The organism is Sphingobium sp. IP1, from assembly GCF_002708645.1.
GTDB classification, from domain to species: domain Bacteria; phylum Pseudomonadota; class Alphaproteobacteria; order Sphingomonadales; family Sphingomonadaceae; genus Sphingobium; species Sphingobium yanoikuyae.
Map to the genome: position 1 here is coordinate 58,614 of NZ_NOIW01000023.1, position 15,701 is coordinate 74,314.

The following is a 15,701-nucleotide window of genomic DNA, read 5'->3' on the forward strand; positions in this document are numbered from 1 at the left end:
CTATTTAATCAACAGCGTTCTTGCTGCATCAACTATTTCATCGATGATCGATTGGGTGCAGGGCTTTAGCTCCGTCTTTATAGCGACCTGCTCCGATCTCACGAACAGAATTTCCGCCGCCTCGTCCTCCCTATCGACCTTAACAGTGCGGTGGCGATCATCATCAAGGCTTAGCTCTAAATAAACGTCGTCCCAATCCTCACTGCGCACTTTCCCGATGAATTTGCGCAATTTTGCATTCCACTCAGGACTACTAGGATCACCGACGATCTTATACTTTATACGCTCGACTTGCGGCTCAGCAATGCCGTCACTGTCAGGCGCATCCGGTATATTAGTTCTAACGAGGTTTATATAATTTATAGAACCCTTCTTTTTGAGAGCACTATCTAAACCTTCAGCTTTTATTCCATTAGACTTTACTATGGTATAAGTCTCTTTGTCTTCTCCCTTTTTATCTTCATATGGATATTCGTATCCTCGCAGCACCGTTCCAAAAATTGGCTTTATGACGCTAATGCTTAGGCCAGGAATTTCTTCCAAGGCAAAATCATATGTCATTGGACTAGATGGCTTGGAACGAATGACCATATGTGCAGAAACAGCTTGCTCTTCGTCGGTCTCTTTCGTCGCCTGTCGAACCGCCAACTTATCCTTGATCCACTTCCGGTAAGATGGATCAGCGGCAGATGGGCTTGATCGATGAAACAGCAGGGTCAAAACGCCATTTTTGTCATCGTCTCGTATAGCGACGAGTTCGACAAGGTCGCCATTAGGCTGGACCGCCTGAGCGACTTTGTTGGCTCTAGCTCTGACGAGGGCGTCCTTGATCGAGTAGTGCTTATCGCTGGCGACAAGAGGGAGCGCTGGTGCGAACTTAGTTTTCGGCTTAAAACTAAAATGATAACGGCGAAAAAATCGAGAGTTCTTTTCGAGAAACATAATTGCCCCAACGGTTACCATTCAGTCTTTGCTTAACCGTCATAGCTAGCCTACGAAGCGACCATCAAGCAACGACAATTACTGGTAAAGAGCGGCTGCCACTGCCGCCTTAGTGATAGCGCCTCTGTAGCCACTCCTAGGCGTCCTGTGGCGCCGTATGGCGCCTAACGCCTCTCTTCTCTCCCGTGTCGTCAAGGGTGATGCGGATACGGGCAATCTGTTCGGACATGCTGTAAAGTGACGACCTCATGGCGGGGTGTCCAGCCTCTGCTAGATGGGCGTTGCCGCGCGCCTGCCAAATCAAATCGGCGAACGCCCTACCCCTTCAAAATCGTGTGTAGTTTTGGTGTAATCATGTCGGGATTTTAAGGGCTTTCAGGGGTATGCGCGGGAAACGCCCCCGGCCGCTCAAAGACTTTAAAGCGTTGTTTTTATTATATTTAATGACTTTTCGGGAATAGCCGGGAATCGATCCTGCAATTACTGCAAATCCTTGCACGCCGGTTCGATTCCGGCTCGGGCCTCCATTTTCCAGATAGAAGCGATCCCTGCCGACTCAAGGCAGCAGCCCTGTTCAGGCTGCGCTGCGACGCATCGCCTGCCGCCAGCGCCAATAGCCCAGCACCGCCAGCCCGATCATCGCGGCATAGAGACCGGCCGTCAGCCACAGGCCCTTGAACGCGAACATCCCGACATAGAAGATGTCGACCGCGATCCACAGCAGCCAGCTTGCCGCATGGCGCCGCGCCGTCCAATATTGGGCGACCAGGCTGAAGCTGCTCAGCGCCGAATCCATCCAGGGCAGTGCCGCATCGGTATAATGATGGGTGAACCAGCCGATCGCACCGGCACAGAGCGCCCCCAGCGCCAGCCCCTTGGCGGCCCGCATCGGCGGCAGCGGCACCACCCGTACCTCGCCCTCGTCGCGCTTGCCCCGTGCCCAGCCGATCCAGCCATAGACGATGGCGATGCCGAACAGCCCCTGCAGCACCATGTCGGCATAGAGGCGCACGTCGAGGAACAGCTTGGCATACAGGGCGCAGGCCATCAGGTTGACCGGCCAGCACAGCAGATGCCGCCGCGCCGTCAGCCAGATGCCGAGGAAACTGATGATGACAGCGACGATCTCCAGCATAGACATCAGGCCACCACCCCCTCACGGAGTCGCGCCAGAAAGCCCTGCCCCTCGCCCGACAGAAACCAGTCGGCATGGCCGACCAGATAGGCTTGCCAGGCCAGCATCGCCCCTTCGTGATCGGCCAATATGCCGAAGAAATAGTCGATCTCGGTCAGGGCGAACTCGACATGGACCAGCGGCAGCAGGCGCAGCAGCGTGTCGATCTTTGCGGGCGCCAGCGGCAGGACGCTGCGATAGCCCGCGAGCAAGGCCAGTGCGCCATCCACATCCGCCGGCTCGGACAGTTGCCCGTCCTCCAGCGCCAGCCAGGGAATGGCCGTCCGCTCGATCGCAGTGGCCAGGTCATGCAGTGCGCAACTGCGGGTCGACAGGCCGAAATCGAAGATGCTGCTGACCGCCCCTTCCGCCGACCACAGCAGGTTGGAAGGATGCCAGTCATTATGGGTCCAGAGCGCAGGCTGCTCCGCCAGCCGCGACGCCAGCCCCTGCCCCAGCGCCGCAAACAGCCGCGCCAGTTCCGACCGCCAGGGCATGTCCGCCAGGAAGGCCGCCACCGCCGGCCGCGCCGCGACATAGGCGTCCGCTGCGGCCAGCGGATCAACGGCGGGCAAGATCGTGAAGCTCGACACCAGCGGATGCGCTCCGCGTGCCGGCGCATCGAAACCGGCTGCCGCCCGATGCAGTTGCGCCAGCGCGACACCAGCCGCAAAGGCGTGATCGGGCGACAGGAATGGCGTCCAGGACTGGCGATCGCGATAAAGATCGATGCCCGGCGCCTGGCGATGCAGTTCGTAACTCCATTCGCCCAGCGCAATCGCGCCGGCACCATCGGCCGCGCGCAGCACATCGGGCACCGCCAGCCCGGCACCGCGCAGATGCGCCATATAGCGATGCTCCTCGGCCAGCGCCGCCGGCGTCCGCAAGCGCTGGTGATGCCGCTTCAGGAACAGCGGGCCGCGATCCGTCTCGATCAGCGCCGCCGCCGAAAAGGGGCGCGGCGAATGCCAGGCCAGCGCCGCCAGCCGGCCTGCATCGGGGAAATGGTCCAGCACCGCCGCTGCCTCGTCCACCGTGATCGCCGGCCAGGCCGGCGCCTCCAGCGCCAGCCCCATGCCATGGACCAGATGCGAAGCGGCGGCGCTCATCGTCAGAAGGCGCGCGAAAGCGTCGCCACCACGGCGCGCGCGCTGCCGACATAATAGGTCGGCGCCGAACCGGCGATCAGCGTACCGTTGCGCCCGACCGTGTCCTGCGCATTGGTGCTGATCGCATAGACGCCCGACAGGACGCGCGGATTGGTGACGTTGATCGCGTTGATGCGCAGGTCCATCACCTGCGCATCGATCAGCCCGGCCAGATGCACGCCCACCGACAGGTCCAGCGTGGCATAGCCCTTGATGCTTTCGTCATTCATGAAGGTCGCATATTGGCGGCCGACATATTTGAGCGCGCTGCTACCGAACAGCCGGCCGTCATCATAGGTGCTGCCCAGCGCAAACTGGAAGCTGGGGGCCGACACCGCCCGCTTGCCCCTGGTCGGCAGATAATCGCCGTTGATCGCCAGATCGTCGTTCAGCCGCGTGTGCAGATATTCGGCCGAGGCATAGATGCTCATCCCCTTGGCCGGGCGATAGTCGATCTCGCCATCCAGGCCATAGCTGCTCTGGCTGCCGGCATTGATGGTCGAATTGACCAGCGCGCCGCCGCTGTCGATCACCGTCGCCACCTGGCGGTTACGGAAATGATAATGGAAACCGGTCAGCGAGAAGGACAGGCTGGGGCCGATATAGCGATAGCCCAGTTCCTGCGAGAGCGAATATTCGTTCTTCAGGCCGTCGGTGCCCAGGCTCACCAGTTCGCCGCCATAATAGCTGTTGTAGAGCGCAAACTCGTTGGGCGTGCGGAAATTGGTGGTGATGTTCGCGAACAGCTGCTGCCGGTCGTCCAGCTGATAATGGATCGCCGCCCGCGGCAGCGCGGCAAAGCTGTCGATCCGCACCGTCGACTGCGGACCGGGCAGATAGTTGCGGCCGTTGCGCAGCAGGTTGACGCCCTTGAAGCCGATGTCGATGCCAAGCTTCGGCGTCACCGCGATGCTGTCGGCCAGGAAGAAGCCCTTGGTGACCGTCTCCGTGCGCTGATTTTCATAGGCGAGCAGCCGCCCGTCGGCGGTGCGGATTGCCTTGTCCTGATAGCCCCACTGGTCGACCGGGCGGCCATCGGCATCGATCGACGTATAGGATTGCGTCACCCGATCAGTGCCATAGTCGAACCAGAGGCCTGCGACGATCCGATGCGCGCCGGCCTGCAGCGTCAGCTTGCTGACGTCGCCGACGCGGAACTGCTTGCCGGTCCAGTTGCCCAGCACCGTGGCGACGCCATCGACCGCGCCGGGCAGGTCGATCGGCTGGGTCAGTTCCTCGGTGCCCAGATAATTGCCGGTGGTGGCCAGTTGCGTGCCATAGGGCGAATTGCCATGGCCCATCTGCAGATAGGCGCTGCTGTCGAAGCTCAGCATGTCACTCAGCTTCAGGTGGACAGGCGCCGCGACATAGAAATTGCGGAACGGCGCGCGATAGAGGCGCCAGTAGTTGGTATTCCCCTCGCTATAGGTCTCGTCGAAATTATAGCCGCGGCCAGAGGCTTCCCAGTCCGTCTTGCTCGGGCTGGGATAGGTCGATGTCTTGGCGTCGTTGAAGGAAAAGGCGATGCTCGCCCGGTTGCCCTCGCCCCATTCGTTCAGCAGCTTGGCATCGATATGCTGGCGCTGGTCATGGCCCGCCCCGCGCCAGTTGTCGGCGCGGTTGTTGGAATAGGAAATGAAGCCCTTCAGCCCGGTCGATCCGATCCGTCCCGTGTCGATCCGCGCAAAGACGCGCCGCTCGTCATAGGAACCGACCGACAGGTTGACGAGGCCGCCCGCCTCCGCCCTGGGATCATCCAGCGTCAGCGACAACAGGCCACCGGCCGCCGCCACCACCGGCGAGTCAATGTCTGCCGCGCCCTGCGCCAGCATCACCTGCCGCACATTCTCCGCATCGGCGAATTGGGAGGGATAGGCATAATAATAGCCGATGTCGTTCTGCGGCGCGCCTTCCATCAGCACGCCGATCTGGTCCTGACCCAGGCCGCGCAGCGTCAGGCTGGACGATGCCGACAGGCCATAGGGGTCGCTGGACGAGACATTGGCGCCGGGCAACAGGTTGACCAGCTGGAAGGCGTTGAGCGTCGGCGCCTGCTTGATGATGAAGTCGGTGGAGATCGCGCTGACCGCCTTGGGCGCGCTCTGATCGGGCAGCAAGCCTTCGGGGTCGGGATGGCCGACGACCTGGATATTGGTCGACTGGTCCAGTTCATCCTCGGCCATTACGGGCGATGCAATCATCAGCAGGGCCAGCGTCAGGCAGGCGCTTCCAACATGGGGCAATCGGGCAGTCTTCATCTCACGTCCACTCCACAGGAGGGACGACGGACCTGCCGCCTTGCCCTCCCTACGCCGGTATCAGCCGGATCAGGTTCAGCGGGTCGTGGTCTGCTGACCACCTCTCAGCCGCGCATGAGCGGCCCCCCGGGGATGGCCGCCCCTTAGGCGTTTCGACGCGAAGTGGAAAGCCCTCTCTATCGGCTCTCGACTTATCGAAGCCCGCCCGGCTAAGACATGGCCATGATGAAGCTGTTCATTGGCAACAAGGCCTATTCGAGCTGGTCGCTGCGCGGCTGGCTGGCGTGCAAGCTCTCCGGCCTTCCGTTCGAGGAAGTGGTGGTCCCCCTCTATGATGAGGAATGGGAAAAGCGTCGCGAGGGCGATGAGTTCGCCCCCTCCTCCGGCAAGGTGCCGATCCTGTGGGATGGCGACGACATCGTCGTATGGGACAGCCTGGCCATCGTCGAATATCTCAATGAAAAGGCCGGGGGCGACCAGTTCTGGCCGACCGATCCGGGTGCCCGCGCCATGGCCCGCTCGATGGCGGCCGAAATGCACAGCAGCTTCGCCGCGCTCCGCCGCGAGCACAGCATGAACATCCGCCAGATCTATGATCCGGTCCCGCCGTCGGAGGCCGTTGCCCACGACATCAGCCGGATCATGCAGCTCTGGGCCCAGGCCCGCGCCCGCTATGGTGGCGAGGGCGACTTCCTGTTCGGCGAGTTCGGCGCCGTCGACCTGATGTTCGCGCCGGTCGTTACCCGCTTCATCACCTATCAGCTGCCGGTCGCCCGCTTTGCCGAAGCCTATATGCGCGCGATCATCGCCCATCCCTGGATGCAGGAATGGATCGGCGAGGCGCAGGCGGAGGAATGGGTGATCGACAAGTTCGAAGTCCCGCCCCAGACGGCCTGACCCGATGAGCGACAGCCCGGAGACCAAGCAGGAGACCCGCAAGGAGGAAGCCGCCCGCATCCGCCGTCGCTGGATTACGCTGGGTGAGTTGCTGGCAGTGGCGGCGGTGCTGATCTCCGCCCTCACCCTCTATCTCAACTGGGCCGACAAGAAGGACGAGCGCGCCAGCAAGGCCGCCGAAAGCAGCAAGGCCTCCGCCCGCGCCGCCCGGCTGGTGCTCAACGCCGCGGCCGATGGCGACAGCCGCCTGACGCTCAAGCCCGCCGATCCCGATCAGCTGGTGCAGAGCCAAACCATCCATTTCCCCAGGGCGCTCGGCATCGCCCCGGTCGACACGACCGGCGAACCGCGCATCGAGGCCGGCTGGTTCGAGGATGCGCTGAAAAAGGCGCGCAATGCCGCCAAGCTGCCCGACGACAGCATCGGCGACGAGAAACTGCCGGTGACCATCGTCACCCAGTTCGTCGTCAATGGCGACACCCACAGCGATTCCGCCGTCTACGACATCGGCTATGGCATCGCCGGCAAATGGCTGTCCGGCCACAAACTGACCCTGCGCGGACTCTCCCTGGTCAGCCACGCCCAGGGCGCCAGCGCCCAGTCCCAGATCGACGCCCGCTGGGCCCGCCAGACGAAAGGCTAGAGCCGCACGCTCGAAACATCGACCAATCGGGGTCATTCCTCCCCGGCACGGGGAGTTCAATGGAGACACGCGTCTCCATTGAACAGGCGCGAAGCGCTGACGGAGGGGCAGGCGCACTCTAACGCCGCGCTATCCGGCCTGTGCCCCTCCACCATTTGCTACGCAAATGGTCCCCCTCCCCGTACCGGGGAGGAATGGCGGGAAACCTCCCAAATCCATCACCCCCAGCCCAACAAAAAACCCGGCTGCTCCTTGCGGGAGCGCCGGGCCTTTTGCTCGTCCGGGGACGGGTGTCGGGTTTAGCCGACGATTTCTTCGGGCTTGAAGAAATAGGCGATCTCGATCGCGGCATTTTCTTCGCTGTCCGAACCATGGACCGAATTGGCTTCGATCGATTCGGCCAGTTCCTTGCGGATGGTGCCGGCGTCGGCATTGGCCGGGTTGGTGGCGCCCATGATGTCGCGGTTGCGGGTCACGGCGTTTTCGCCTTCCAGAACCTGGACGACGACCGGGCCCGAGATCATGAAGGCGACCAGGTCAGCAAAGAAGGGGCGTTCCTTGTGAACGGCATAGAAGCCTTCGGCCTGCTCGCGGCTCATGCGGATGCGCTTGGAAGCGACGACGCGCAGGCCGGCTTCTTCCAGCATCTTGGTGACGGCGCCGGTCAGGTTGCGACGGGTTGCGTCGGGCTTGATGATCGAAAAAGTGCGCGTGACGGCCATGGCCCTCATAACTCCGGATTGTTGGAATAAAGTTGCGCGCCCTTTAGACCGGGCCGGATGACTTCGCAAGAGGGGCGCGAGAGGGCTTGGTAGAAGTCCCTATTTCCGGGCGTTCACGGCCCCTGCACCCATTTGCGGCCTTCCTGCCGCCAGAAACGCGGGGTCACGCCCTCGCGCTTGCTGAGCGCGCGCCAGCTGGCCCGCGCGCCGTCGATCGTGTCCGCATCGAAGAAATAGAAGGCCCGATCGAAGCCCAGCGCCTCCTCGCGCCATATTCCGTCCGCCAGCGCGATATGCCTGGCGCCATTGGCAGCGACGCAATCCTGCGCCAGCAGCACCGGCTGGGCGGCGTCCACCCCGTCGCCTGTCAGGCCATTGGCCAGGAAGCTTTCGGGTGGCCCCGCCCACAGGCCCGCCGATATGCGGGCCAGCCGTTCCGGCTCGTCGGCCACCACCAGCAGCCGCGCGCCCATGTCCAGGATGCGCGCCGCGATCGCGGGCAGCACCCCTTCCACGGGATCGCGGCTCAGCTGGTAGAAGTCGACCTGCACCGGCTTCAGCGCTCGAACTTGTCGGCCACCAGCTGGTCGATCAGGCGCACGCCATAGCCGGTCGCGCCCTTGTCGGCGGTGGCGCCGGGCTTGTCCGACCAGACCATGCCGGCAATGTCGAGATGCGCCCACTTCACGCCTTCATTGACGAAGCGCTTGATGAACTGGGCAGCGGTGATCGAGCCGGCGAAGCGCGGACCGATATTCTTCATGTCGGCGATCGGGCTGTCGATCAGCTTGTCATAGGCCTCCGACAGCGGGAAGCGCCACAGCTTCTCGCCGCTGGTCTTGCCCGCCGCCAGCAGGTCGTCGGCCAGCGCATCGTCGTTGGCGAACAGGCCGCCATGCTCGCTGCCGAGCGCGATCATCATCGCGCCGGTCAGGGTGGCGAGGTCGATCACCACTTCGGGTTCATAGGTCTTCTGTGCCCAGGTCACCGCGTCGCACAGCACCAGACGGCCTTCGGCGTCGGTGTTCAGCACCTCGATGGTCTGGCCCGACATCGACGTCACGATGTCGCCGGGGCGCTGCGCATTGGCGTCGGGCATATTCTCGACCAGGCCACAAATGCCGACGACACGCGCCTTGGCCTTGCGACCGGCCAGCGCCTTCATGGCACCAGCGACGGCACCGGCGCCGCCCATGTCCCACTTCATATCTTCCATGCCGGGGCCGGGCTTGAGCGAGATACCGCCGGTGTCGAAGGTCACGCCCTTGCCGATGAACACCACCGGCTTTTCGGCGGCCCCATCGGTGCCGTCCCATTCCATCGCCAGCAGCCGCGCCTCGCGCGCCGACCCCTGCGCCACGCCCAGCAGCGCGCCCATGCCCAGCTCCGTCATCGCCGCGCGGTCCAGCACGGTGATCTTGACGCCCAGCTCGGCCAGATGCTGGCAGCGCGCGACGAAGCTTTCGGGATAGAGGATGTTCGCCGGTTCCGACACCAGTTCGCGGGTGAAGGCGACACCGGCGGCGACCGCCGACAGCTTGGCCCATTCGGCCTCGGCGCCGGTTGCGACGATCGTCACGGTCGCCAGCGTCGGCTTGGCCTTTTCCGGCTGACGCGTGCGATAGGTGTCGATCCGCCAGCTACGCAGCAGCGCGCCCAAGCCCAGCCGGGCGGCATCCTCGCCACTGACGCCGGCCGGGAATTCGACCGCTGCGTGGGTCGCGCCGCTGGTCGACAGCTTGGCGGTCAACGCGCCGCCGGCCCGCTCCAGGTCGGCCGCACTGCCATTGCCAATGCCCAGCAGCAGGACGCGCAGCACCGCGCCACCTTCCTCGACGAAGCTCTCGACGCTGCCGCCCGCCTCACCGGCGAAGCGCGCGGCGGCGGCGCCGGCGACCAGCGTGGCCGATGCGGCCAGCGGCAGGCTGTCGACAGTCCCCTTCGCCACGGCAAGGACCAACGTGTCGACCTGGGGGCGCGTGGGGCTGAATTGGATGTCCATCTGGGGGCCTTTTCTCTGGAATGCCGTGTCGTTCTTGTTTCAGCCAGATAGTGCGGCTTTGCCGCTCTGCAAAGCCATTCGGCGGATTTCCGCCGTCCCGAATGCGAGCAGCGATTGCGGCGCGGGCCAAGCAATGCGATAGGCAGGGACCAGAAGTGCCCACAAAGAGGCCCCTACGCTTGCAGATTTCCGTGTTTCCCCTGTCGTTCAAACAGGCGCTGCTTGCCGGCGCTGCCTCGTCCTGCCTGCTCGCGGCGCCGCTGGCCCATGCGCAACAGGCGCCCGAGCCCAAGCTGAACGAGCCCCAGACGCCGATCAGCGCACCCGACGCGCCGGTGCCCGACAATGACCAGGAAATCGGCTTCGCCGCCGATACGCTGGAATATGACACCAACAGTCAGGTCGTGACCGCCACCGGCAATGTCCAGTTGCTGCGCGACGGCAACCGGCTGCGCGCTGACAAGATCGTGTGGGACCGCAACACCGGCAAGGTCGAGGCGCAGGGCGCCGTCTCGGTGATCGATCCCGACGGCAATGTCGCCTATGGCGACCGCTTCGATGTCACCGATACGCTCAAGGATGGCGCGGTCGACAATATATTGCTGGTCCTCCAGAAGGGCGGCCGCATGGCCGCGACCAAGGGCGAGCGGGTCAATGGCGTCTATACGCTGCACCACGCCGCCTATACCGGCTGTCCGGTGGAGGGCAGCGACGGCTGCCCCAAGGAACCGACCTGGCAGATCAACGCAGTCAAGGTCGTCTATGACCCGACCAAGCAGCGCGTCTCCTATACCCGCGCCAATGTCGAACTGTTCGGCCTGCCGCTGATCCCGGTGCCGGGCCTGTCGCATCCGGTCGGCGACGATGGTGGCAGCGGCCTTCTGGTCCCCAATATCCGTTATGACCGGGTCAATGGCTTCGAGGTCGCGGTCCCCTATTATCTCAAGCTCGCGCCCAATCGCGACCTGACCGTCACGCCGCACGTCTACAGCGATTCGCTGCCGATGATCGAAGGCAATTTCCGCCATCTCTATGATCGCGGCGCCTATCAGATCACCGGCTATGCCACCTATGGCAGCCGGTCGAGCGGCATCACGCCGACCGATTCGCAAAAGGACATCCGCGGCGCGATCGACGCCAGCGGCGGCATGCAGCTGTCGCCGGAATGGAGCGTCAACGGGTCGATCCGGGTCGCCACCGACCGCACCTTCCTGCGCCGCTACGACATTAGCCGCGACGACCGGCTGCGTTCGACCCTGGGCGTCCAGCGGATCGGCGAGAACAGCTATTTCTCGCTCGCCGGCTGGGCGGTGCAGACGCTGCGCGTCGATGACCCCCAGGGCCAGATGCCGATCGCCCTGCCGGTCATGGATTATCGGCTGCGGATGAAGGACCCGCTGCTGGGCGGCCAGATGCAGTTCCAGGCCAATACGCTGGCGATCACCCGGACCGAGGGGCAGGATACCCAGCGCGCCTTTGCCGCGTTCGAATGGAATCTGCGCAAGCTGACCGGCCTTGGCCAGGAAGTGAATTTCACCACCTATCTGCGCGGCGACGTCTATCACAGCAGCGACAATCTGCTGACCGACACGATCAGCTATGCCGGCGATCCGGGCTGGAAGGCGCGCGGCATCGCCGCCGCCGCGGTCGACATGCGCTGGCCCTTCATGGGCGAGGCCTTCGGCGGCGTCCAGCGTATCGCCCCCCGCGTCCAGATCGTCGCCTCGCCCCATCTCGCCAACCTGTCGGTGCCCAATGAGGATGCCCGGTCGGTCGATCTGGAGGACAGCAACCTCTTCGCGCTCAACCGCTTCGCGGGCTATGACCGGTTCGAGGATTCGAGCCGCATCACCTATGGCCTGGAATATAATCTGGCGCTGCCCGACTTCACGCTCGACGCCAATGTCGGCCAGAGCTACCGGCTCGACAACCGCGCCAGCATCCTGCCCGACGGCACCGGCCTGTCCGACCGCATGTCCGACATCGTCGGCCGCTGGACCGTCCGCTACAAGGATTTCGTCAGCTTCACCCAGCGCTTCCGGGTCGACAAGGACAATCTGGCGGTCCGCCGGAACGAGGTCGACGCGACCGTGGGCAGCAAGAAGACCTATGCCCAGATCAGCTATCTGCGCCTCAACCGCAACGCCAACATCACGCTGGAGGATCTGCAGGACCGCGAGGAACTGCGCCTTGGCGGCCGCATCCAGTTCGCCCGCTTCTGGTCGGTGTTCGGCTCGACCGTGATCGATCTTACCGGCGCGCAGGAAGATCCGGGCACTACGGCCGACGGCTATGAGCCCGTGCGCCAGCGCCTCGGCGTTGCCTATGAGGATGATTGTTTGACGCTGGGCTTTACATGGCGGCGCGACTATCAGACCAACGGTGACGCGCGCGCCGGCAACAGCTTCCAGCTGCGGCTGGCTTTTCGCAATATTGGCATATAAGGAACTGCCTTCCCGCCGTCCGCTCAGGACCGGTTAAGGCGGAACGGGGCATTGGCTCCCGACCGTATTGGAGATTTTTGCCGACGATGCTTTCTGTCGTTTTCTCGCCCAAATCCGTTCGCTCGGGCCTGCGCACCCTGCTTCTGTCCACCGCCCTTCTGGGCATGGCGGCACAGACCGTGTCGGCCCAGGCCGTCGACGATGACGCCGATCAGGGCCTGAATCTGCCCAAGGACGTCACCATCTTCGGCAAGAATGATCCCAATGTCCGCAAGGCGACGGCGATCGTGAACGGCCGCATCATCACCGGCACCGATGTCGACCAGCGCCTGGCCCTGATCATCACCGCCAATGGCGGCAAGGTGTCGGCCGAGGAAAAGGAACGGCTGCGCGTCCAGGTTTTGCGCAACCTGATCGACGAAACGCTGCAGATCCAGGAAGCGGCGGCCAACGACATCAAGATCGATCCGGCCGAAGTGAACCAGAGCTATGAGCGCGTCGCGGCCAATTTCCGCAAGTCGCCCGACCAGTTCAACCAATATCTGCGCGAACAGGGCAGCTCGGCCAGCAGCATCAAGCGCCAGATCGAGGGTGAACTGGCCTGGAGCCGCCTGCTCCGCCGCAACATCCAGCCCTTCGTCAACGTTTCCGAAGACGAAGTGAAGTCGGTGGTCGATCGCCTCAACGCCGCCAAGGGCAGCGACGAAGTGCGGATCAGCGAAATCTACCTGTCCTCGACGCCGGAAAACCGTGACCAGATCACGGCCAACGCCCGCAACATCATCGAACAGATCAAGCAGGGCGGCAGCTTCGCCGCCTATGCCCGCCAGTTCTCCGAAGCCTCGACCGCCGTCGTCGGCGGCGATCTCGGCTGGGTCCGCCCCAGCCAGCTGCCGACCGAGCTGGCGCAGGCCGCCACCGAATTGCAGGTCGGCCAGCTCGCCGGCCCGATCGAGACAGTGGGCGGCATGTCGATCATCTATGTGATGGACAAGCGCAAGGTGCTGACCGCCGATCCGCGCGATTCGCTGCTCAGCCTCAAGCAGCTGTCGGTCCTCTTCCCGGCCGGCACCAGCAAGGAAGCCGCCAGCCAGAAGGCCGCGACCTTCGCCGCCGCGGTCAAGGAGATCAAGGGCTGCGGCCAGGCGAACGAAATCGGCGCCCGCATCGGCGCCGACGTGGTCGACAATGACAATGTGAAGCTGCGCGACCTGCCGCCCCAGCTGCAGGACATTCTGGTCAATCTGCAGGTCGGCGAATCCACCCCGCCCTTCGGCTCGATCAACGATGGCGTCCGCGTCCTGATCGTCTGCGGCCGCGACGAGCCGCAGTCGGCCAACGCCCCCAATCCCGAACAGATCCAGGCCCAGTTGGAAGAGGAACGCGTCAACAAGCGCGCCCGCATCTACCTGCGCGATCTTCGCCGCGATGCCGTTATCGAATATAACTGATCCGGTCAGCCTGCCGCCCTTCGCCGTCTCGCTCGGCGACCCGGCAGGCATCGGACCGGAAATCGTCGCCAAGGCGTGGGTCATGCGCGAAGCGCGTGGCCTGCCCACCTTCTTCGCCGTCGGCGATGCCGCATCGCTGCGCGCGGTGTGGCTCGGCCCGGTCGAGATCGTCGGATCGCCCGAGGAAGCCGCGCAGGTGTTCGAGCGCGCCCTGCCCTGCATGCAGGTGGCCGAAGCGGGCGAGATCGTGCCCGGCACGCCCAGCATCGACGGCGCCCGCACCGCTTTCCAGGCACTGGAGGTCGCGGTCGGCCTTGCCCGCACCGGATCGGCAGCCGGCATCGTCACCGCGCCGGTCGGCAAGGAACAGTTGTACGGCGTCGGCTTCACCCATCCGGGCCAGACCGAATTCGTCGCCGAACGCTGCGGTGTCTCGGCCCAGAACGCGGTCATGATGCTAGCCGGCCCGTCGCTCAAGGTGGTGCCGATCACCATCCATATCGCGCTGGCCGATGTGCCCTCGGCGCTGACCATCGATCTGATCCGCGCCCGTGCCCTCACCACAGTGAAGGGGCTGCAGCGCAATTTCGGCATCGCCCGCCCCCGTCTCGCCGTCGCCGGCCTCAACCCGCATGCCGGGGAGAATGGCGCACTCGGTCGCGAGGAGATCGAGGTGATCCGCCCGGCAATCGAGGCGCTGCGCGCCGAAGGGATCGACATTGTCGGCCCGCTGGCGGCCGATGGCATGTTCCATGCCCGCGCCCGCGAAGCCTATGACGCGGCGCTCTGCATGTATCATGACCAGGCGCTGATCCCGATCAAGACGCTGAACTTCGACGATGGCGTCAACATCACGCTGGGCCTGCCGATCGTGCGCACCTCGCCCGATCATGGCACCGCCTTCGGCATCGCCGGCACCGACAGCGCCAATCCCGGCGCGATGATCGCCGCCCTCAAAATGGCGGCCGAAGCCGCCCGCGCACGGATTGCCTATGCCGGCTGACGCCCGCCCCACATTGCCGCCGCTGCGCGACGTGATCTCCGCCCATGGGCTTCAGGCCAGCAAGGCGCTCGGCCAAAATTTCCTGCTCGACGAACAGTTGCTCGACCGGATCGCCGCCATTCCCGGCGGCATCCAGGATCAGCCCGCGTTCGAGGTCGGCCCCGGCCCCGGCGGCCTGACCCGCGCGATCCTGCGCGCCGGCGGCAAGCTGGTCGCGGTCGAGCGCGACCGGCGCTGCCTGCCGGCGCTCGCCGAACTGGAGCTGGCCTTCCCCGGCCAGTTGCGCGTCATTTCCGGCGACGCGATGGAGGTGGATGCCCGTGCCGAGGCCGGCGATGGTGCCCATATCATCGCCAACCTGCCCTATAATGTCGGCACCGCCCTGCTGGTCGGCTGGCTGTCGGCGCTATGGGCGCCGCTGCCCTGGTGGTCCAGCCTAACCTTGATGTTCCAGATGGAAGTGGCCGAACGCATCGTCGCGAAACCGGGCACCGACCATTATGGCCGCCTCGCCGTCCTCGCCCAGTGGCGCAGCGACGCGCGCATCGCGATGAAGGTGCATCGCAGCGCCTTCACCCCGCCGCCCAAGGTGATGTCGGCCGTGGTCCACATCACCCCCAAGCCGGCGCCCGAAGGCGTGCAGCTCAAGATCCTGGAACGCCTGACCGCTGCCGCCTTCGGCCAGCGCCGCAAGATGCTGCGCCAGAGCCTCAAGTCCGTCCCCGGCGCGCTCGACGCTCTGGAGGCGATCGGCATCGACCCGCAACGCCGCGCCGAAACCGTCAGCGTCGAAGAATTCGTCACCCTCGCCCGCCAGCTCGGCCAGGCCACGACAAGCGCCTGATCCCGCAGCCGCGCGCTTCAGACACGACCGGGGGGGGGAGCCCGCCCGCGTGGGGGGGGGGGGGGGGCCACAGGCCCAATAGCGCAGCGCTAAGAGGCTCCAGCCCCTCCGTCAGCGCTTCGCGCTGCCACCTCCCCGTGCCGGGGAGGAATGTCCGCTTCTCGTCGACAGCC

The 15,701-nt window shown here is 64.4% G+C and carries 13 protein-coding genes and 1 riboswitch; of the genes, 6 read left to right on the top strand and 7 right to left on the bottom strand.

The genetic code is table 11. The features are described 5' to 3' along the window. The 4 genes from CG471_RS30135 to CG471_RS10630 all read right to left on the bottom strand — a co-directional run bounded on the left by CG471_RS30135 (nucleotide 1) and on the right by CG471_RS10630 (nucleotide 5,522). Complete coding sequence (locus CG471_RS30135) at nucleotides 1-963, bottom strand: hypothetical protein (protein WP_143560182.1); 963 nt, start codon at nucleotides 961-963, stop codon at nucleotides 1-3. 553 nt (nucleotides 964-1,516) lie between these two features. Beyond that, a complete protein-coding gene (gene pnuC / locus CG471_RS10620) occupies nucleotides 1,517-2,083 on the bottom strand; it encodes a nicotinamide riboside transporter PnuC (protein ID WP_099231848.1) in 567 nt (188 codons plus the stop codon). After that, a complete protein-coding gene (locus CG471_RS10625) occupies nucleotides 2,083-3,225 on the bottom strand; it encodes a phosphotransferase enzyme family protein (protein ID WP_099231849.1) in 1,143 nt (380 codons plus the stop codon). Before CG471_RS10625 ends, pnuC begins: the two co-directional genes overlap by 1 nt. Nucleotides 3,226-3,227: 2 nt before the next feature. Continuing rightward, nucleotides 3,228-5,522 carry a TonB-dependent receptor gene (locus tag CG471_RS10630; protein WP_099231850.1) on the bottom strand — a complete coding sequence of 765 codons (2,295 nt, stop codon included), beginning with the start codon at nucleotides 5,520-5,522 and terminating at the stop codon, nucleotides 3,228-3,230. Nucleotides 5,523-5,551: 29 nt separating this feature from the next. Beyond that, nucleotides 5,552-5,661: riboswitch (TPP riboswitch) on the bottom strand. An 83-nt stretch (nucleotides 5,662-5,744) separates the two neighbouring features. On the opposite strand from CG471_RS10630, the gene CG471_RS10635 reads away from it, so the two are divergent. Continuing rightward, complete coding sequence (locus CG471_RS10635) at nucleotides 5,745-6,419, top strand: glutathione S-transferase family protein (RefSeq protein WP_083575487.1); 675 nt, start codon at nucleotides 5,745-5,747, stop codon at nucleotides 6,417-6,419. A gap of 4 nt (nucleotides 6,420-6,423) precedes the next feature. Next, the gene (locus CG471_RS10640) at nucleotides 6,424-7,062 is read left to right on the top strand and encodes a hypothetical protein (protein ID WP_099231851.1); all 639 of its coding nucleotides are present in this window, start codon (nucleotides 6,424-6,426) and stop codon (nucleotides 7,060-7,062) included. Nucleotides 7,063-7,361: 299 nt separating this feature from the next. Here CG471_RS10640 and ndk read toward each other — a convergent pair whose 3' ends face one another. The 3 genes from ndk to CG471_RS10655 form a co-directional block, all read right to left on the bottom strand. Beyond that, complete coding sequence (gene ndk, locus CG471_RS10645; RefSeq protein WP_004210674.1) at nucleotides 7,362-7,784, bottom strand: nucleoside-diphosphate kinase; 423 nt, start codon at nucleotides 7,782-7,784, stop codon at nucleotides 7,362-7,364. A gap of 113 nt (nucleotides 7,785-7,897) precedes the next feature. Continuing rightward, nucleotides 7,898-8,335 carry a DNA polymerase III subunit chi gene (locus tag CG471_RS10650; RefSeq protein WP_099231852.1) on the bottom strand — a complete coding sequence of 146 codons (438 nt, stop codon included), beginning with the start codon at nucleotides 8,333-8,335 and terminating at the stop codon, nucleotides 7,898-7,900. 5 nt (nucleotides 8,336-8,340) lie between these two features. Next, nucleotides 8,341-9,786: a leucyl aminopeptidase gene (locus tag CG471_RS10655; protein ID WP_099231853.1), complete on the bottom strand. Its 1,446-nt coding sequence runs from the start codon at nucleotides 9,784-9,786 to the stop codon at nucleotides 8,341-8,343. Nucleotides 9,787-9,965: 179 nt separating this feature from the next. On the opposite strand from CG471_RS10655, the gene CG471_RS10660 reads away from it, so the two are divergent. The 4 genes from CG471_RS10660 (at nucleotide 9,966) to rsmA (ending at nucleotide 15,528) form a co-directional block, all read left to right on the top strand. After that, complete coding sequence (locus CG471_RS10660) at nucleotides 9,966-12,230, top strand: LPS-assembly protein LptD (RefSeq protein WP_010335609.1); 2,265 nt, start codon at nucleotides 9,966-9,968, stop codon at nucleotides 12,228-12,230. An 86-nt stretch (nucleotides 12,231-12,316) separates the two neighbouring features. Further along, a complete protein-coding gene (locus tag CG471_RS10665) occupies nucleotides 12,317-13,681 on the top strand; it encodes a peptidylprolyl isomerase (protein ID WP_099231854.1) in 1,365 nt (454 codons plus the stop codon). Further along, nucleotides 13,659-14,684: a 4-hydroxythreonine-4-phosphate dehydrogenase PdxA gene (gene pdxA, locus CG471_RS10670; protein WP_099231855.1), complete on the top strand. Its 1,026-nt coding sequence runs from the start codon at nucleotides 13,659-13,661 to the stop codon at nucleotides 14,682-14,684. The genes CG471_RS10665 and pdxA overlap by 23 nt, the downstream gene beginning before the upstream one ends. Continuing rightward, entirely contained in the window at nucleotides 14,674-15,528 is an 855-nt protein-coding gene (gene rsmA / locus CG471_RS10675) for a 16S rRNA (adenine(1518)-N(6)/adenine(1519)-N(6))-dimethyltransferase RsmA (RefSeq protein ID WP_099231856.1), read from the top strand. The genes pdxA and rsmA overlap by 11 nt, the downstream gene beginning before the upstream one ends. Nucleotides 15,529-15,701 lie beyond the last annotated feature (173 nt).